The sequence below is a fragment of the Candidatus Palauibacter sp. genome (genome assembly GCF_965237495.1).
Taxonomy (GTDB): domain Bacteria; phylum Gemmatimonadota; class Gemmatimonadetes; order Palauibacterales; family Palauibacteraceae; genus Palauibacter.
In genome coordinates, this window is record NZ_OZ250143.1 from 307,405 (window position 1) to 325,314 (window position 17,910).

A 17,910-nucleotide genomic window follows, 5' to 3' on the forward strand; every position below is an offset into this window, starting at 1 on the left:
TCAGGGGAAGCCGAGGACACAGAAGGCGAGGACGGAGCATGCTGATTGTCAGCTTCATGGGCGGCGGGGAAGGCGGGACGGCGAACCCGGCCGCGACGATGATGATGATGTTCGGGTTCATCGCCATCTTCTACTTCATCTTCTTCCGCCCGCAGAAGAAGCAGCAGCGCGAGCATCAGGAGCTGATCAGGAACCTGAAGCGGGGAGACGTGGTCACGACCATCGGCGGCATCGTCGGGACCATCGTCCACCTCACGAACGAGCGCGTCACGGTCAAGACCGGCGACACGCGGATCGAGGTCGAGCGCGCGAAGATCGGCAGGGTCGACTCCGGGAGCTGACCGAGCCGGCCCGTGAAGTCGACATGAAGGTCCGCACCGGGAAGACCCCGCTGTGATCCTGGAAATCCGCACCTTCGGCGACCCCGTACTGCGGGAGAAGTGCGCCCCCGTGGCGGACATCGACGAGGGGATGCGCCGCCTCGCCGAGGACATGCAGGAGACGATGTACGACGCCGACGGCATCGGGCTCGCCGCGCCGCAGGTGGGCGTTCCGGTCCGGATCTTCGTCTACGACGTGCGCGATTCCGACATCGCCCCCGGCGTCCTCGTGAACCCCGAGGTCGTCGAGGGACGGGGGATGTCGAAGGAGGAGGAGGGCTGCCTCAGCGTCCCCGGGCTGTCGGAGATCGTCGAGCGCAGCGCGTCGATCGTCGTGCGCGGGCTGGGGCTGGACGGGGAACAGGTGGAGATCCGGGCCGACGGCCTCCTCAGCCGCTGCCTTCAGCACGAGACGGACCACCTCGACGGGATCCTCTTCCTCGACCGCGTGAGTCCGCTCAAGCGGAAGATGCTGCTCGGGAAGTGGCGCAAGCAGGCTTGAGGGTCCTGTTCTGGGGGACGCCGGAGTTCGGGCTCCCCTCGCTGGAGGCGATGCGGGCGGCGGGCCACGAGATCGCGGGCGTGGTGACGAATCCCGACCGGCCGGCGGGACGGGGACGCGCGTTGCGGGCCAGTCCGGTGAAGGAGTGGGCGCTGGCGGCCGAAGTGCCCGTTCTGCAGCCCGTCCGCCCGGGCGCCGCGGCGTTCCTCGACGCGGCTCGCCGGCTCACCCCCGATGTCTCCGTCGTGGCGGCGTACGGCCGCATCCTCCCGCGCGAGGCGCTCGATCTGCCGCCGCTCGGTTCGTTCAACGTCCACGCGTCGCTCCTGCCCGCCCTGCGCGGCGCCGCCCCGATCAACTGGGCGATCATCCGCGGGCATGACGAGTCGGGGGTCAGCATCCAGCGCATGGTCGCCGCGCTCGACGCCGGACCGGTGCTCGGGCAGACCCGCATCCCGATCCACGCCACCATGACCGCCGGGGAGTTGTACGAGGCGGTGGCCCGGGCGGGAGCGACGCGGCTCGTCGAGGTGCTGGCCGAGGTCGCGGCCGGGGGCGCCGTCGAGACGCCGCAGGACGAAGCGCGCGCGACGTGGGCCCCGAAACTCGACCGGGAGGCGGTGCGCATCGACTGGTCGCGTGCCGCCCCCGAACTGGCCCGCTGGCTGCGCGGCTGCGACCCCCGGCCCGCGGCCTGGACCACCCTCCGCGGGCGGTCGCTGCAGTGCTTCGAACCGACCGTCGAGCCCGACGCCCCCGGAGCGGGCGCCGCCGCCACGACGGCCGGGGCCCCGGCGCCGGGCACCGTCATCGAAGCGCACGCCGTGCGGGGGCTGCGGGTCGCCACCGGAGACGGGGTCCTCCGCGTCGGCGCCGTCAAACCGGCCGGCCGCCGGCGCATGTCCGCCGCCGCCTGGGCCCGCGGGGTCGCCCGGGGGGTCGCCGACCTGAAGGGGGTCCGCTTCGACTGACGCGCGGCTTGACGGTTTCCGCCACCGGCTCGACGGCTTCCCGCGGCTGCACGTGCTCGTCTCGGAGCGGGAGGTGGACGGCCCCTCCGGCCTCGCGGCGGTCGAACGCGTGATGGAGCACGGGGCCCCCATCGCGGTACATCTGAGGGCGCGTCTCCCCACCCGTCGCCTGTTCGAGATCGCCGCTGAACTGGCCTCGAGCGCGGAGCGGACGGGGGGTTGGCTGGTGGTGAACGGACGGCCCGATGTCGCGCTGGCGGCCGGCGCGCGGGCGGTGCAGCTTGGACGAACCGCCCTCGGGGCGAAGGAGACGCGCCGCATAGTCGAGGCGTGCGCGGGGAGGCTGGCGATCGGGGCATCCGTACACGATGCGGAGGGCGCGTTTCGAGCCGTCCGGGACGGCGCCGACTACCTTGTGCTGGGCACGATCCATGCCACGCCCTCGCACCCCGGGCGCGCGGGAAGCGGCCCCGCGGCGGTGACCGAGGCCGTGGCCACCGCCGTCCGCGCCGCGCCGACCGCCGCGCCGGTCCTCGCCATCGGCGGACTGCGGGCGGAGCGGATCGACGAGGTCGTGGAGGCCGGCGCGTACGGGATCGTGACGGGCCGCGCGGTGTGGTCGGCTCCCGACCCGGCGCGGGCCGCGCTCGATCTGAGGAGAAGACTGGACCGGAGATGGGATGGACGAGATACGGATACAGGTGAACGGACGGGAGCGTGACGTTCCCGCGGGAACGTCCGTGGCGGTGTTGCTCCGCGACCTCGGACTGGACGGGCGGGCGATCGTCGTCGAACTGAACCGTCAGATCGTCCGGCTGCCGGAGATCGAGAGCGTCCGGTTCGAGGCCGGCGATCGCGTCGAGCTCGTCCACTTCGTGGGAGGCGGCTGAACGATGGACGCGCTCGAGATCGGCGGCCGCACGTTCGATTCCCGTCTCATCGTGGGGACGGGGAAATACCCGAGTCCCGAGGTGATGCTCGAGGCGATCCGGGCCTCCGGCGCGGGCATGGTCACGGTCGCGGTGCGCCGGGTCGACATCGAGAACCCGGACCGCGACGACATCCTGCGGACGATCACTCCGGACGAGTTCGAACTCCTCCCCAACACGGCGGGGTGCTACACCGCCGAGGACGCGATCCGCTTCGCGCGGCTGGGGCGCGCGGCGGGGATGAGCGACTGGGTGAAGCTCGAGGTCATCGGCGACGCAGACACGCTCTTCCCCCACACCGAGGCGTTGATCGAAGCCACGCGTGTGCTCGTGGCCGAGGGGTTCACCGTCCTTCCCTACACGAACGACGACCTCGTGACGGCGCTCAGGCTCGAGGACGCCGGGGCCGCGGCGGTGATGCCGCTCGCCTCTCCGATCGGGAGCGGCCTCGGGCTGCTGAACCCGCTCAACATCCGGATCATCAAGTCCAGGCTCTCCGTCCCGGTCGTCGTCGACGCCGGGGTGGGGACGGCCTCCGACGCGTGCGCGACGATGGAGCAGGGGGTCGACGGCGTGCTCATGAACACGGCGATCGCCGCGGCGGAGGATCCGGTGGAGATGGCGCGGGCGATGCGGCTGGCGGTCGAGGCGGGGCGTCGCGCGTACCTCGCCGGACGCATGCCGCGCCGCGAATGGGCGGCGCCGTCGAGCCCGCTCGAGGGTCTGCCGCCCCCGGATTGAGCCCGCAGACTCCGCTGAACCCGCTGAACCCGCGCGCGGCGGCCCACCGGATCCTGGCCGATGTGAGGGTCGGCACCCTGTCCGATCTCGCGGCCTCGCGCATCCTCCCCGGCGTGGACCTCGTGGACCGCGGCCTGGCCCTGGACATCGCGTTCGGCTGCCTGCGGCTGCGCGCGCGCCTGGATGTCTGGATCGAGGCCTTCGCGGACCGGCCGCTCCGCCGGATCGACCCGACCGTGCGGGACTGGCTGCGGATCGGGGTCTACCAGCTGACGGAGTTGCGGACGCCGGATCACGCCGCGGTCGGCGAGACGGTGCGAGCGGCGCGGGCCGGGGTGGGGCGGAAGCGGGTCGGGTACGTGAACGCCGTGCTGCGGGCCGTGGCCAGGGGGCGGGACGGCGCCGATCCGTTCCCCGCGCCCGACGCGGATCCGGTCGCGCACCTGTGTTCGTGGGGTTCGCACCCCGAGTGGCTCCTGCGGCGCTGGCTCGCGCGCTGGCCGCTGGCCGACGTGCGGCGGCTCGTCGAACGGCAGAACCGTCCCCCGGACGTCGTGCTGCGGATGCTGGACGGCGACGACCCCGCGCCGCCGGAGGGCGTCCGGCTCGCGCCCGTGCCCGGCTGGCCGCGCTCCTTCACGCTCGCGGAGGGCGCCCCCGCGGCGGCGCTCGCAGGGCTCCGCGCCGTGGTGCAGGACCCTGCGGCCTCCTCGGTGGTAGATTATGTCGGTCGTCGGCCCGCCGGACCCGTGCTGGACGTGTGCGCGGCGCCGGGCACGAAGGCCGTGGGGCTCGCGGCGGCATACGGCGTGCCGGTCGTGGCGCTCGACGTCTCGCGGGGGCGGCTCGCCCGCCTCGCCGCGCCGGCCCGGCGGCTGAAGCTGCCGGTGAGCGCGGCCGTCGCCGACGCGCGCCGGCTTCCGGTCGCCGAGGCCGGGACCGTGCTGGCCGACGTGCCCTGCACGGGCACCGGGGTCCTGCGGCGGCGGGCCGACGCCCGCTGGCGGCTCAACGAGCGCGGCCTCGGCGCCCTCGTGGCGCTGCAGCGCGAGATCATGGACGCTTGCGCCGATGCCGTACGGCCGGGCGGCCTTCTGGTCTACAGCACATGTTCGCTCGAACGCGAGGAGAACGAAGGACAGGTGGATGCCTTCCTCGAGCGCAGGCCCGACTACCGGCGCGAACCGCCGGACGCGGTCCCCGATGGCTGCGTGACCCCGCGCGGCGACCTCTTCGTCCGCCCCTGGGTCACCGACACCGACGGCGCCTACGCGGCGCGGCTGCGGAGGGTCGCGTGAAGTTCCTCCGCGCCCTCCTCCTCACCGCCGTCATGTTCGGCCTCGGCTACACCGCGGCCGCGCGCTGGCTCTTCCCCGCGGCGGCGGACCCCACCGACGTCGACTTCACCGAGGTGCCCGATCTCACCGGCACCCCGCTCGCGGAGGCGGAGCAGCAACTCGCAGCCCTCGGCTTCGCCGCCCTCGAGCGCGGCCGCCTCAGTCACGCCGGCATCGCGGCCGGGGCCGTTGTCGCCCAGAACCCGCTCCCGGGCCAGACCACCCAGACCGGCGACACGGTCTTCCTCGCGACGAGCGCCGGCGTCGAGACCCGCGTCGTCCCCGATCTCGGCGGACTCCCGACCGCCGACGCGGCGACGCTGCTCACCCGACTCGGGTTCGAGATCGACATCGAGGCTGTGGAGGGTGCCCCGGCGGCCGGCGCGATCCGCACCGAACCCGAAGCCGGCGCCCGCCTCACGCTGCCCGCCTCGGTTCGGCTCTTCGTGAGCCGGGGAAGGGCGATCGTCACCGTCCCCGACCTGCGCGGCCGCCACGTCGACGACCTCGAGGCCCTCCTGGAGGAGGTGGAACTGCGCCTCGGCGCGGTCCGCTACCAGGCCGACGCGCGCGACGTGCAGGGCCGCGTCGTGTTTCAGAGTCCGGAGTCCGGCTCCCCCCTGCGCGGAGACGGCCTCGTCTCGGTGATCGTGGCCGGGACGCCGCCCGACACGCCGCCCGACACGCCGCCCGATACCGTCTCCAGGATGGAGAGACAGGATGGAGAGATAGGATGGACCTTCAGGGACTGCTGACCCGGAACTGGCCCTACAAGGCGGCCGCGCTCGTGCTCTCGATCCTCCTCTGGCTGCGCGTGTCGGCCGACGCCCAACTCGCCGAACAGGCCGTGCCCACCCTCCTCGAGATCCAGGTGAGCGATTCCGCCTGGAGTCTGCGTGAGGTCCTCCCCTCGGAGGTCATGACCACGTTCCGCGGCGGGAGGAACGAAGTCTTCGCCACGCGCTTCGAGGAAAACAGGATCCGCAAGGTCATCGACCAGGTGGAAGACAGCGTGGTGAGCGTCGAGCTTTCGCCGTCCGAGGTCATCTACAACCGCGAACTCGGCGTCGAACCCGTGGCCGTGAGCCCCGCCGTCGTCTCCGTCCGGCTCGAAGAGCGGGTGGGGAAGTGGGTCGCCGTCGCCGGGAGGACGGACGCGCGGGCGGCGCCGGGCGCCTTCGTCGTCGGCATGCGGCTCGCGCCCGACAGCGTGTGGCTGCAGGGGCCCGCCTCGTTCGTGAACCGCGTCTCCGAGGTCACGACCGAGCTTCTCCGAGTCGGCGCGGTGTCGAGACCGGTGACCCAGCAACTGGGCATCGCGCTGCCGCCCGATCTCTCGGGACTCTCCGTCGAGCCGGCCACCGTGATCGGCACCGTCGAGGTCGACTCCCTCGTCACCCGCCGGTTCGAGGCCCCGGTCTCCGCCACGGGCCTGGGGGTGGGCTCCGGAGCGGGGACAGTGTCGCTCGAACCGGCCACCGTCACGGCCGCCGTCTCCGGCCCGGCCGCCGTCGTGGACGGACTCGACCCCGCCGACCTCACCCTGACGGTCGAGATCCCCGCCTTCTTCGAGGGCGCGGCTTCCTTCCCCGTGCGCGTCCGGCTGCCCGAGGATGTGGCCGCCACGGTGACGATCGACCTCTCGCCGGAGCGCGTGTCCGCCGGCTCCGGCCCCGGCTCTGCCCCGAGCGACCCGTAAACGTGAGACCCACAGGCGCCGACGCGCCCGCCCTCGGGTTCCGGGACGGTCCGGTGCTCGGCATCGAGACCTCCTGCGACGAGACCTCGGCCGCGGTCGTCGATGAGACCGGCATCCGGGCGCTGGCCATCGCCTCGCAGGACGCGCACGCCGCGTTCGGCGGCGTCGTGCCGGAGATCGCGGCGCGCGAGCACATCCGGTCGCTCGACGCGATGGTGCGGCACGCGATGCGCGAGGCGGGAGTCGGCCGCGACGAGATCGCGGGCGTCGGGGTGACGGCGGGCCCCGGTCTCGTCGGCGCCCTCCTCGTGGGGGTGAACTGGGCCAAGGCCTACGCCTTCGCCCGCGACCTCCCGCTGCTCGGCGTCCATCACATGGAGGGACACCTGTACGGAACCGCGCTCGAGCACCCGGCGGCCCGGCCGCCGTTCATCGGCCTCCTCGTGTCGGGCGGGCACACGCTCCTCCTCGAGGCGCGGGCGTGGGGCCGCTACCGGCTCCTCGGGCAGACGCGGGACGACGCGGCGGGCGAGGCGTTCGACAAGGTGGCGCGCCGCCTGGGCCTCGCGTATCCCGGCGGTCCCGAGATCCAGCGCGCCGCGTCGGGCGGAGATGCCGCCCGGTTCCGGTTGCCGCGTCCCATGCTGAGCGGGCGCAATGATCCGGGCGATCGGTCGTACTACGACATGTCGTTCTCGGGCCTCAAGACGGCGGTGGCCCGCATCGCGGCGGAGCGGGAAGCCGACGGGACGCTGGAGGAGGCCGTGCCCGATCTGGCCGCCGGGTTCCAGGAGGCGGTCGTCGATGTGCTCATCGCGAAGACGCTGCGAGCCGTGGAGCAGACCGGCTGCCGCCGGGTCGTTCTGGGGGGTGGAGTGGCGCGAAACTCCCGACTGCGCAAAAGTTTATCGGAGCGCCTGGGCTCGTCCGGGGAGCTGTACGCCCCCTCGCCCCGCCTCGCGACGGACAACGCGGCCATGATCGCCGCCGTCGCGCGTCACCGCCTGGCGAACGGCGAGCGAAGCCCGTGGTCGCTCAACGCCGAAGCGGGCCTCGCGTTTCCCGGCATGGTCCGGGACCCGGCCTGATCCGCCGCCCGACCCGATCCGCCGTCCGGCCCGGCCCGGTCGGCAGCCCGTGACCCGAGGGAGTGTGCCAACGTGTATCCCGAACTCTTCACCCTGAACCTGCCGCTGATCGGCGAGTTCACGCTCACGTCCTTCGGACTCCTGATGGCGCTCGCGTTTCTGTCGGGATACATGGTCCTGCGCGCGGAGACCGACCGTCTGGGCGCGGGCCGCGACCTGGCGGCCGACATGCTGATGGGAGCGCTGATCGGCGGCATCGTCGGGGCCAGGATCTACTACGTGCTCCTGAACTGGGACCGCACGGCCGTCGACCCGCTGGGGATGATCTTCTCGCGCAGCGGACTCGTCTGGTACGGCGGCTTCATCGGCGGTTTCCTCGGCGTCATGTGGGTCCTCGGCCGCCGTCCCGTCGCGCGCGGCCTCGCGGTGGACGCCGTCGCCCCCGCCCTCTCCCTCGCCTACGGGATCGGCCGCATGGGCTGCTTCCTCGTCGGCGACGACTACGGGCGACCGACCGACTCCTTCGCGGGCATGGCCTTTCCCAACGGGCTGCCGCCCTCGACCGCGGGCAACCTCCGCCGCTTCGGCTCCGAGGTGGACCCCGCGCTCCCCGACATCGAGGTCCTCGCCGTCCATCCGACGCAGCTCTACGAGACGGGGCTGTCGCTCATCATCTTCTTCATCCTGTGGCGGCTGCGCCGGCACCCGCACGTCCAGGGGTGGCTGTTCGGCCTCTGGCTGGCGCTCGCCGCGATCGAGCGCTTCGTCGTCGAGTTCTTCCGCGTGAAGGACGACCGCTTCCTCGGGAGCTTCACGCTCGCGCAGGCGATCTCGATCATCATGTTCGCCGCGGGCGTGGCGGTGGTCGTGAGGCTGCGCCGCCGGGCGCGAGAGGCGGCCGTGTGAACCGCCCGGCTCTGGTCGGGCAGGCGCTCGCCGGCGGGCTGGCGCTCGCCGTCGCGCTCGCCGGGCCGCCCCCGCTCGCCGGCCAGACGCCGACCAGCGAGGAGGTGACCCGCCGCGCCGAGGTGCGCGCCCTCTACATCATCGGCAACCAGGCGCTCTCCGCCGGCCAGTTGCGCGCGGTCATCCGCACCCGCGACACCGAGTGCAAGAGCCTCCTCCTGCAGCTGCCGTTCTGCCTGCTCAGGCATGTGGGGGTGGACGTGGAGTTCGCGCAGAACCGGGCCTACCTCGACACGCTCGCCGTGGCGGAGGACGCGATCCGGCTGCGCGGGTACTACAACCTGCGCGGCTACTACGAGGCGCAGGTCGATCGCGAGATCCGCAGCGACGGCCGCGAGGCCCGCGTCTGGTTCACGATCGACGAAGGCCCGCCGACCCTCATCGACAGCCTCATCATCCGGGGACTGCCCGAGACCCTCCCCCCGGAGCAGGCCTCCGCCTTCCTCGGCCTGGCGGAGGGAGATCCCCTCGACCGGATCCGGCTCCAGGTCGGCAAGGACAGCCTCGTGCGGATTCTCCGCCGCCAGGGGTACATCGAAGCGCTCGTGCTGGAGGGCGGCAGCCGCGTCTACGGCGGCCCCGCGCGGGTGGAGGTCGACGTGCACCCCGGCCCCCGCTTCCGCGTGGGAGAGGTTCGGATCGAAGGCGCCGAGGCCTTCGGCGAGAAGGTGGTCCGCGACCTCTTCCCCCTCGCTCCGGGGCAGTACTACAACCAGGAGGTGGAACAGGAGGGCCAGCGGAATCTCTTCGGCCTCGAGGCCGTCCGCTTCGCCTCGATCCGCCAGGAGGACCCGTCCCCGCCGGACGGCACCGGGCCGGACGGCGCCGCGCCGGGGCGCGCGGCGGCCGACTCGACGATCGACCTCGTCGTCCAGATCACGCCGGCCGCGCCGCGGGCCGCACGCGGGGGCGTGGGATGGAGTACCGACGCCTGCGTGCAGGCCGAGTCGCAGTTCACGCACCGCAACCTCCTGGGCGGCGCCCGCCGCCTGCAGCTCACGGCCCAGCTCTCGAACCTCTTCGCCGGGGAGCTGGGCGGCGCCTTCCCCTGCTCCGATGTCGGCACCGGCGCGGAGTTCCGGAAGCTCAACTTCCTGCTGCAGACCGAACTCATCCTCCCCGTCGTGTTCTCGGGCGAGAACAGCTTCCGGGCGCGGCTGTTCATCGAGCGCGAGACGATCCCCGACGTCTTCATTCAGGAGGCGCTGGGGGCCGAGATCGGGATCACGCGCCGCCTGAGCCGCACCATGACGGCGACCCTCTCGTACTCGCCCACCTACACCGGCTTCGGCGAGCAGTCCGCCGACATCTTCTTCTGCGTCAACTTCGGCTTCTGCGAGGTCGAGGACATCGTCACCGTGAGCCGTTCCCGGTGGCTCGCGCCCCTGACCCTCGGGTGGGTCTGGAACCGGACCGACGACCCGCTGCGCCCGACCCGCGGCTTCTACGTCACGGCCGAGGGCGAGGTGGCGGCCCGCAGCACCGGCTCGCAGTACAAGTACCTGCGGATCGTGGGCCAGGCCGCCGGCTTCTTCGAACTCGAACCCGGCCTCGTGGTGGCCGCCCGCGCCCGCAGCGGCATTGTCCGCTTCCCCGGCACGCGGATCTTCACCGCCGGCGCGTCCCGGGCCGACCGCCTCGTCCACCCGTCGCGGCGCTTCTTCGTCGGCGGCTCGCAGAGCGTCCGCGGCTTCGGGCAGAACCTCCTCGGCCCGCGCGTGCTCGTCGCCGACGCGACCGAGGACTGTCCGGGAGGAGATTTCGAGGCCTGCGTCCAGCGGCTCGCGACCGAAGACCCCGGCGCCTTCGACCAGCGGCCGAGGGGTGGCGACGCCGGCCTCGACATCAGCCTCGAGCTGCGGAGATACCTGAGCCCCCAGTGGGGTCTCGTTTTCTTCGCCGACGCGGGCAGCGTCTCCCAGAACCTGACGGAGCTGAAGAACGTCGCGTGGACACCGGGGATGGGACTGCGGTTCACGAGCCCGATCGGTTCCATCCGGCTCGATGTGGGCTACAATACGACGTATGCGGCCGAGGTGCCGGCGATCGTATCCCTGCAGGACGGGACCTTGATACAGATGGAGGAGCTCGTGCGATTCGACCCGTTCCGGTTCGACGACCCGGGGCCGCTGCGCGAGATCTGGCGCCGCTTCCAGATCCACATATCGATCGGTGAGGCGTTTTGAGCTCCGACGAACTGCCCCCGCCCACCGAGTTGACGCCGACCGAGCCGACGCCCACCGAGCCGACGCCCGAGCCCGAGCCCGCGCGCCGGCGCCGGCGGTTCGCGCTTCCCGTGATCGTGGTCCTGGGTCTGCTCGCGCTCGTGACCGCGTACTTCGTGACCCGGACCGCGACCGGCCGCAACGCGGCGCTCTCCCTGATCGAGGAAGCCATCGCGGGAAGCGTGAACGGCGAGGTCCGGATCGGCCCCGCGCTCTCCGGCAACGTCGTCACCGGCCTCACCCTCTCCCGCATCGAGATCCTCGACGCCGATAGCGCGGTGTTTCTGGCGCTCGACACCGTCACGATCGCGTACGACCCCCTGGCGCTGCTCCGCCGGCAGTTGGAGATTCGGCGTCTCCACGCGAGCGGTCTCGACCTGCAGCTCACGCAGTACCCCGATGGCCGCTGGAACTTCGACCGTATCTTCGGCCCTGCGCCCCCGGCCGCCGACCCGGCCGCGGCGCCGGCCACGGCGTCGCTGGTCCCGGGCGCGGCCTCGCTGGCGCAGGCCGCGAGCGGCGGCGCCCTGAGCCTCCTCTTCCGCAACCTGACCGTGGCCTCCGGCCGCATCCGCATCCGCACCCCGTTTACCGCGAGGATGAGCGGAAGCCAGCGCGCGCGCGCGCTGCGGGAGGCCCGGAGCGGCACCTCCCCGTGGGCCCTGTTCGAGACCCCCGAGGGCGAGTTCGACAACCTGTACGAACTCTCGAACGTCCGCGGGCGCTTCCCCCTCGTGCGTCTCTCGGACTCGGCCGACCCGCTCCGGATCGAACTCGAGAACCTGAGCGGCACGCTACTCGCCGTGCGCCAGCCGCTCCAGCTGGAACGCCTCAGCGGGAGCCTCAGGCTGGGGGACACCGCCCACATCTCCATCGAACGGTTCGAGACGGATCGCTCCGTGGTGCGCGGGACCGGCTGGATGGCCGGGGCCGACCCCATGCAGCACCGCTTCGAACTCGAAGCCGAGCCGATCGATGTCCGGGATCTGCGCTGGATCCCGATCGACCTCCCCGAAGCCGGCGGCGGACCGATGCGGGTCGACCTCTACAGCCGCGGCGCGACCACCGTCGTCGACATCTCGAACGGCGATTTCCGGACCGGCGAGACCCGCCTCACGGGCGGTATGGCCCTCGCCTTCGGTCTGCGCCCCAGGTTCGAGAGCCTCGATGTGCGGCTGGCCCCCTTCGACCTCGAGAGCCTGGACCGCCTGCTGGGACGCGAGTCCGCGCCCGCCGACAGTACCGCAGCCGCCGGCAGCACCGCAGCCGCCGGCAGCGAGGGGTGGGCGCGCGGCACCATCCGGGGCTCCGGCTACATGGACGACCTGAGCGTCGACGCCGATCTCACTCTCGAGGCCCCCGGGGCGGCCCCCGGGGCGGAGATCCCCTCCCGCCTGCGGGCGCGCGGGAGCGTCGCCTTCAGCCCCGCAGCCGACACCGACCCCGCAGCCGGAGCCGACGCCGGAGCCGACGCGATCAACCTGGGGCTGCGCGGGCTCGAGGTGACGCTCGAGCGGTTCGAGCCGCGCTGGACCCGGCTCCTCGGTATGGATCTGGAGGTCGGCGGACGCTTCGATGGCACCCTCACGCTGGATCGCGATGCGGGCGGGGCCGTGGACTTCGTCGGCGCGGTGGGTCACCTGTCGTCGGCGGGCGACTTCTCCCGTTTCGCGGGCGCCGGGAGGCTGGACCTCGACGGCTCGGGCGTCGACGCGGCGCTCGACGTGAACCCCCTCTCCCTCTCCCTGCTGCGGCCGTGGGCGCCCGGCGTCGAACTCGCCGGCAGCGTGACCGGTCCGGTCCGGGTCAGCGGGGTCCGCGAGGCCCTCGTCATCGACGCGAGCCTGGACTCCGATCTCGGCGGCCTCACGCTCGACGGGGAATTCGACCTCGCCTCCGAGGAGTTGCGCTACGACGCCCGGATCGAGGGGACCGATCTTTCCCTCAACGAGTGGATCGAGGGCGCCCCCGAGTCGCGGCTCGCCATTCGCGGACGCGTGGCGGGAGCCGGCGTCGACCCCGCGACGCTCGAGGGCGCCTTCGACTTCGACATCCTCTCCTCCGCGGTGGATCAGGCCGAGATCTTCGACAGCCGCGTCCGGTTCGACATCGCGGATGGCGTGGCCACGATCGACAGTCTCTACCTCGCCTCCGACGTGGGGACGCTGCTGGCGCGCGGCAGCCTCGGGCTCACGGAGGGGCGCGAGGGACGGCTCGACTTCGAGGCGGACGCCGCCGACCTCTCCGGCTGGGACCGCTGGTTCGTGGAAGAGATTCCGGGCGCCGCCGCGTCGGAGGCCGGCGAGCCCCTCTTCGACAGCACCGAGGCGGTGCTGGGCGGCCCCGGGAGCGGGGCTCCCGCCGAAGGGCTCGATGGCCGGCTCACGGCGCGCGGCCGGGTGACCGGCCGCTGGGGAGATCTCAAGGTCGCGGCCGACATCGAGGCCACCGGGGCGCGGTTCCGCCGCTACCAGGCCGACCACATTCAGGCCCGCGTCGAGCAGTTCGACCCGATCGGCATGGACGCCTTCGACGCACGGCTCACGGCCACCGGCGTCGAACTGAACGGCCGCCCGCTCGACTCCCTCTTCGTCCGCCTCGACCGCACGGCCCCCGAAGCCGGGGCGGGCGCCGAAGCCGGGGCGGGCGCCCGAGCCACGGGCGCCGCCTTCTACGCGCGGCGGGATTCGAGCATCGAAGCCTCCGGCCACGCCGATGTGACCGGAGGGGACGCGTGGAGCGCCGGTCTCTCCGAGTTCCGCCTCCGCCTCGGCAAGCTCGAGTCGCGGTTGGCCCGGCCCGCCCGCCTCGTGTACTCCGATTCCGGGCTCGTCGTCGACGACCTGTGGATCGAGGGCCAGCTCGGACGCCTGCGCGCCAACGGAGCGTTCCCCGCCGCAGGGGACGGGGAACTCGCGCTTGAGCTGTTCGGCTTCCGCATCGACCAGCTCGGCTACCTCCTCGCGGAGACGTCGGCCATCGGCGGGACGCTCGGCGGTTCCGCCACCATGCGCGGAACCCTCACCTCCCCCACGTTCGACGGGACGCTCGACATCCTCCGGCCGTCGGTCCGGAACCAGACCTTCGAGGCGCTCAACTCCCGCTTCAGTTACGCCGGCCAGCGGCTCGAGGGGGCGATCGATCTGGTCGACGCCGGCCAGCGGCTCGGCCGGCTGGACGGCTCCGTAGCGACCGACCTCTCCCTCGTGGATGTCGAGCGCCGTCTCCTCGACGACCCGTTCGACCTCGACCTCACGGGCGACCGACTTCCGCTCGCCCTCATCCAACTCTTCGTGGGTGGGCTCGAGGCGGTCACCGGCGTCGCGGCCACCGACCTCGCCCTGCGCGGCTCGCCCCGCCGACTCCGCTACACCGGCGACGTACGCCTGATGGACGGGCGCGCGTGGGTACCGGACCTCGGCGTCTGGCTCACCGACGTCCGCGCCGGGGCCGAATTCCGCAACTCCTCCGTGGCCTTCGTCGATTCGATCCACATCGCCTCGGACCTGGGCGGCTGGGCGCGCGCGCGAGGTACGGTGGACATCGCCCGGATCCGGGACGCGGTCTTCGACCTGGACTTCGAGACGACCGCCTTCCACGGTGTGGCGCGGGCCGACATGACGATGGCGGCGGAGGGCACCGGCCGACTCTCCGGCCCTTACACCGCCCCCACGGTCACGGGCGACTTCGTCCTCACCGACGGGGACCTGCTGCAGGAGGAGTTCCTGCGGGCGCGGGGGGTCTTCGACCTCCGCGACGCCCCGTTCCGCGACCTCCTCGACGCGCAGGCCGCGAGCGAACGCCGGATCGTCCAGCGGTTCCGGAACCCGTTCCTCGAAAACCTCATCGTGGACGCGCGCGTCGCCCTCGGTCCCGAACTCTGGTTGCGGTCGCCGCAGATGGACGTGGAACTCGTGTCCGAGGGACTCGATGTCTATCTCGACCGCGGGACGGACTCCGTCTACGTGATGGGCGAGGTCCGGATTCCGCGCGGCACCTACCGGGTCCAAATCCCGCCCTACGAGCGACCTTTGCGGATCACGAACGGGACCATCCGGTTCGTCGGAGATCCCGACTTCAATCCGGACCTCGACATCACGGCCGAGTATCGGAACCGCACCGTCGACGGACCGGTGATCGTGGAGGCCCACATCGCGGGCCGCATGCGGGATCGCGGAGTGCTCCTGACCAGCAACCCGCCCATGGGCGAGACGGACCAGTGGTGCCTGCTCGCGGTAGGGACCCCGTGCTACCGCTCCGCCGACCGGCAACTGGCCGGACGGCTGGTGCAGGAGGGCATCCTCAACACGGTGAGTTCCGGGATCAACGCGGCGTTCGTGGGAACGACCGGCCTCTCCTACTTCAACCTCACGTCGATCGGCGCCGGAGGCCCGGGGGGCGTGGCGGCGAACCGGAACGTGTTCGAGCGCACCGCCGTGGAGTTCGGGTGGTACGCGAGCAACGACCTCTTCCTCTCATTCTGGCAACCGCTCGGTGGCGGACCGCCGCGCGCGACCCTGGAGTGGTCGTTCCTCCCCAGCTGGTCCGTGGAGGCCCGCACCGCGAGCCGCTTCGACGAGCGACTGTTCGGTCTCGCGTGGGGAACGAACATCGCCAACGACCGCACGTTCCGGCTCTTCCTGTTCCGGGAGTGGGCACTGGGCGGCGGTTCCCCGTAGCGGATGTCAGGCCCCTACCCGTATCCTGACTCGGAGCGCTTCCTCGTGCTCCTCAACCCCGGCGCCGGCGGCGGAGCGACTCAGCTGGAGTCGCTCCGCCGGCGGGTGGGTGGCGCCTTCGCGGCGCGCGGCGTCCCCTTCGACCTTTTCGAGGCCGCGGGTCCGGAGGAAGGACTCGAGGTTGCGCGCGCCGCCGCCGAGCGCGGCTACCGGGCGATCGCCGCCGTGGGAGGCGACGGCACCGTCAGCCTGGCGCTGCGCGGCGTCGCGGGAACCCGGGTGCCGGTCGCGATCATCCCCTTCGGCACGGGCAATCAACTCGCCCTCAACTTCGATATCCCCGCTTCGCTGGAGGACAGCGTCCGCGTCGCCGTGGAAGGGAAGGCGACCGATATCGATCTCGCGCGCGCGAACGGAGAACTGTTCGCGCTCATGGCCGGCGCCGGACTCGACGCCGAGATCATGGCCGGCGCCACATCCGAACTGAAGAGCCGGATCGGCTTCGCGGCCTACCTGTACAGCGGTCTCAAGAACGTCATCGGCCACCCCGCCGCCAACTTCCGGATCATCGCCGACGACCACGAGGTACAGGTGAAGGCGTCGATGGTGCTGCTCGCGAACGCGAGCCAGCTCGGTGCCGGCCCCCTGCCGGTGGAGTTCAGGATGGCGCCCGGGGCCTCATTCCAGGACGGACTGATCGACGTGTGCATCTACGCCCCGCGGAACCTCCCCGAGGTCGCCCGCCTCCTGTGGCGCGTGTCGAGAAACCAGTTCGGCGGCGACGACCAGATGATCTTCTTCCAGACCCGCCGCGTCCGGATCGAGGCCGACCCCCCCGTGGCGATCGAAATCGACGGCGAACCCCGTGGCGAGACCCCCATCGAAGCCGAAGTCGCCCCGCTCGCCGCCCGAATCCTCGTCCCCCGGTAGCGGCGGCGGCTCTCTCCCTCAGGCGGCGATCTCGAACTGTCCCCACAGGACCCAGAGCGCCCAGTCCAGGTCCAGCCGGTCCCCGTCCCATGCGGCGGTCGCCGTCCAGGGGTTGATCCCCTGCTGCCGGTGCCAGCGCCCCAGCCCCGCGTCGGTCGTCCACGGCGCCTTCACGTCGTCCCGCGCCGGGGGGACCGCCGGGACGATCCTTCCCTCGGGGTCCCGGAAGTGGGCCGCGCCCGCAGACCCCATCTCCACTCGCCAGCCGCCCTCGTGCACCGTCCGATGATGGAACCGGCATAACAGGATCAGATTGTCGAGCGACGTCTCGCCTCCCTCCGCCCACGGGATCGCGTGGTGGGCCTGCGTGTAGCGCGACCCGCAGCCGGGAAAGCGGCAGCCCCCGTCGCGGACGTCCAGCGCCTTGCGCAGCCGCCAGTTCACTGTCCTCCGGCGGCGGCCGACATCGAGCACGGAGCCGTCCAGTCCGCGCTCCACCCGCACCGCCTCCGCGTCGCACGACAGGCGCCGGGACGTTCCCGCGGGAACGCATGAACCGTCCTCGGTGGCGACGACGTCGGCATTGCCCGCCACGGTGTGGACGACCAGCTGAACCCTCGCCTCCGTGCGTTCCTCGAGCCACGCCCCGAGGGCGTCGTGGTTCCGCTCCACCGGGGTCCGCGGCAGCCTGAGAGGGGCCGGCTCCCACGCGGCCTCCGCCTCGGGCTCGGGCTCGGGCTCGGGGGCGGCCTCGGCCTCCCGATCGGCCTCCCGCTCCTGGCGGTAGAGTTCGTCGCCGGCGGCGTCCAGCGCCTGCATGAGGAGGGCGCCCACTTCCGGCAGCAGTCGGCCCCGGATCCGGTACATGCCGTCGTGGTCCACCTGGACCGAGAGATGGCGGCGGTGCGCGAGCTCGGACTCGCCGTCCCATCCGACGGCGGCCGCGGCCTCCGCCGACCGCTGCGCGCGCACGAAGCGCTCCACCTGGCTCGCCGTGTGGCGGAGGGCGAAGTCGACCAGCCGCTCCTCGTTCTGCGGCGTGGCCACCCGGGTCAGGGCCCGGACCTTGGACCAGGAGAGGCGCCCACTCTCCATCTCGGCCGCAGTCAGGGGGAGCTCGGCGAGCCGGCGGGCCACGCGCACCCGCTCACGGGCGGGGCCGGTGCTGATCCCGGTGCGCCAGGAGAGCCAGTGGGCGCAGGAGCGCCAGCCGCTCCAGCGTTCCTCCCGGTCGAAGAGGTGGAGGAGGGACAGGAGCCGGTACTGGCCCGCGTCGAGGTGAGCGCAGAGTTCGGCGATCTCGTCGCCAAGGGGGTCGCCGCGGGGGTCGCCGCGGGGGTCAATATCGTGAAGCATGGTCTTCCGTCCGGATCTCAGAGTTGAGGGCACGCGAACCTGTCGCTTTCGGTCCAGTTTCGGTTCGCATCTCAACCAGATCTCAACGCCGGGATCTCCCCTCGCGC

The 17,910-nt window shown here is 72.4% G+C and carries 15 protein-coding genes; 14 read left to right on the top strand and 1 reads right to left on the bottom strand.

Annotated features, from left to right (window positions below; all coding sequences use genetic code 11):
• Window positions 1-38: 38 nt before the first annotated feature.
• From yajC to ACPXY0_RS01395, 14 genes are all read left to right on the top strand, one after another.
• Window positions 39-341, top strand: coding sequence for a preprotein translocase subunit YajC (gene yajC, locus ACPXY0_RS01330; RefSeq protein ID WP_423927733.1), 303 nt, complete (start codon window positions 39-41; stop codon window positions 339-341).
• A 52-nt stretch (window positions 342-393) separates the two neighbouring features.
• Window positions 394-882, top strand: a complete 489-nt coding sequence (gene def / locus ACPXY0_RS01335; protein ID WP_423927735.1) for a peptide deformylase — start codon at window positions 394-396, stop codon at window positions 880-882.
• The gene (fmt, locus tag ACPXY0_RS01340) at window positions 879-1,853 is read left to right on the top strand and encodes a methionyl-tRNA formyltransferase (protein WP_423927737.1); all 975 of its coding nucleotides are present in this window, start codon (window positions 879-881) and stop codon (window positions 1,851-1,853) included. Before def ends, fmt begins: the two co-directional genes overlap by 4 nt.
• A gap of 52 nt (window positions 1,854-1,905) precedes the next feature.
• A complete protein-coding gene (locus tag ACPXY0_RS01345) occupies window positions 1,906-2,574 on the top strand; it encodes a thiamine phosphate synthase (RefSeq protein ID WP_423927739.1) in 669 nt (222 codons plus the stop codon).
• A complete protein-coding gene (thiS, locus tag ACPXY0_RS01350) occupies window positions 2,534-2,743 on the top strand; it encodes a sulfur carrier protein ThiS (RefSeq protein WP_423927741.1) in 210 nt (69 codons plus the stop codon). Before ACPXY0_RS01345 ends, thiS begins: the two co-directional genes overlap by 41 nt.
• A gap of 3 nt (window positions 2,744-2,746) precedes the next feature.
• Window positions 2,747-3,523 (top strand): thiazole synthase, encoded by a 777-nt coding sequence (locus ACPXY0_RS01355; RefSeq protein ID WP_423927743.1) that lies wholly within the window; start codon window positions 2,747-2,749, stop codon window positions 3,521-3,523.
• A complete protein-coding gene (locus tag ACPXY0_RS01360) occupies window positions 3,520-4,821 on the top strand; it encodes an RsmB/NOP family class I SAM-dependent RNA methyltransferase (RefSeq protein WP_423927745.1) in 1,302 nt (433 codons plus the stop codon). The genes ACPXY0_RS01355 and ACPXY0_RS01360 overlap by 4 nt, the downstream gene beginning before the upstream one ends.
• A complete protein-coding gene (locus tag ACPXY0_RS01365; protein ID WP_423927747.1) occupies window positions 4,818-5,615 on the top strand; it encodes a PASTA domain-containing protein in 798 nt (265 codons plus the stop codon). Before ACPXY0_RS01360 ends, ACPXY0_RS01365 begins: the two co-directional genes overlap by 4 nt.
• Complete coding sequence (locus tag ACPXY0_RS01370; protein WP_423927749.1) at window positions 5,594-6,559, top strand: hypothetical protein; 966 nt, start codon at window positions 5,594-5,596, stop codon at window positions 6,557-6,559. The genes ACPXY0_RS01365 and ACPXY0_RS01370 overlap by 22 nt, the downstream gene beginning before the upstream one ends.
• Window positions 6,560-6,561: 2 nt before the next feature.
• On the top strand, window positions 6,562-7,647 hold the full coding sequence (gene tsaD, locus ACPXY0_RS01375) for a tRNA (adenosine(37)-N6)-threonylcarbamoyltransferase complex transferase subunit TsaD (RefSeq protein ID WP_423927751.1): 1,086 nt from the start codon (window positions 6,562-6,564) through the stop codon (window positions 7,645-7,647).
• Between the two features lie 72 nt (window positions 7,648-7,719).
• Window positions 7,720-8,553, top strand: a complete 834-nt coding sequence (locus tag ACPXY0_RS01380) for a prolipoprotein diacylglyceryl transferase (protein WP_423927753.1) — start codon at window positions 7,720-7,722, stop codon at window positions 8,551-8,553.
• Entirely contained in the window at window positions 8,550-10,799 is a 2,250-nt protein-coding gene (locus tag ACPXY0_RS01385) for a BamA/OMP85 family outer membrane protein (protein ID WP_423927755.1), read from the top strand. The genes ACPXY0_RS01380 and ACPXY0_RS01385 overlap by 4 nt, the downstream gene beginning before the upstream one ends.
• On the top strand, window positions 10,796-15,517 hold the full coding sequence (locus ACPXY0_RS01390; RefSeq protein WP_423927757.1) for a translocation/assembly module TamB domain-containing protein: 4,722 nt from the start codon (window positions 10,796-10,798) through the stop codon (window positions 15,515-15,517). The genes ACPXY0_RS01385 and ACPXY0_RS01390 overlap by 4 nt, the downstream gene beginning before the upstream one ends.
• Window positions 15,518-15,520: 3 nt before the next feature.
• Window positions 15,521-16,447 (top strand): diacylglycerol/lipid kinase family protein, encoded by a 927-nt coding sequence (locus tag ACPXY0_RS01395; protein WP_423927759.1) that lies wholly within the window; start codon window positions 15,521-15,523, stop codon window positions 16,445-16,447.
• An 18-nt stretch (window positions 16,448-16,465) separates the two neighbouring features.
• On the opposite strand, the gene ACPXY0_RS01400 is transcribed toward ACPXY0_RS01395, so the two are convergent.
• Window positions 16,466-17,803 carry a DUF222 domain-containing protein gene (locus ACPXY0_RS01400; protein WP_423927761.1) on the bottom strand — a complete coding sequence of 446 codons (1,338 nt, stop codon included), beginning with the start codon at window positions 17,801-17,803 and terminating at the stop codon, window positions 16,466-16,468.
• Window positions 17,804-17,910 lie beyond the last annotated feature (107 nt).

Bases quoted from the DNA above. Each gene is read 5' to 3' on its own strand.
- yajC (WP_423927733.1), top strand. From the start codon at position 39: ATGCTGATTGTCAGCTTCATGGGCGGCGGGGAAGGCGGGACGGCGAAC.
- thiS (WP_423927741.1), top strand. From the start codon at position 2,534: ATGGACGAGATACGGATACAGGTGAACGGACGGGAGCGTGACGTTCCC.
- ACPXY0_RS01355 (WP_423927743.1), top strand. From the start codon at position 2,747: ATGGACGCGCTCGAGATCGGCGGCCGCACGTTCGATTCCCGTCTCATC.
- ACPXY0_RS01370 (WP_423927749.1), top strand. From the start codon at position 5,594: ATGGACCTTCAGGGACTGCTGACCCGGAACTGGCCCTACAAGGCGGCC.
- ACPXY0_RS01395 (WP_423927759.1), top strand. From the start codon at position 15,521: ATGTCAGGCCCCTACCCGTATCCTGACTCGGAGCGCTTCCTCGTGCTC.
- ACPXY0_RS01400 (WP_423927761.1), bottom strand. From the start codon at position 17,803: ATGCTTCACGATATTGACCCCCGCGGCGACCCCCGCGGCGACCCCCTT.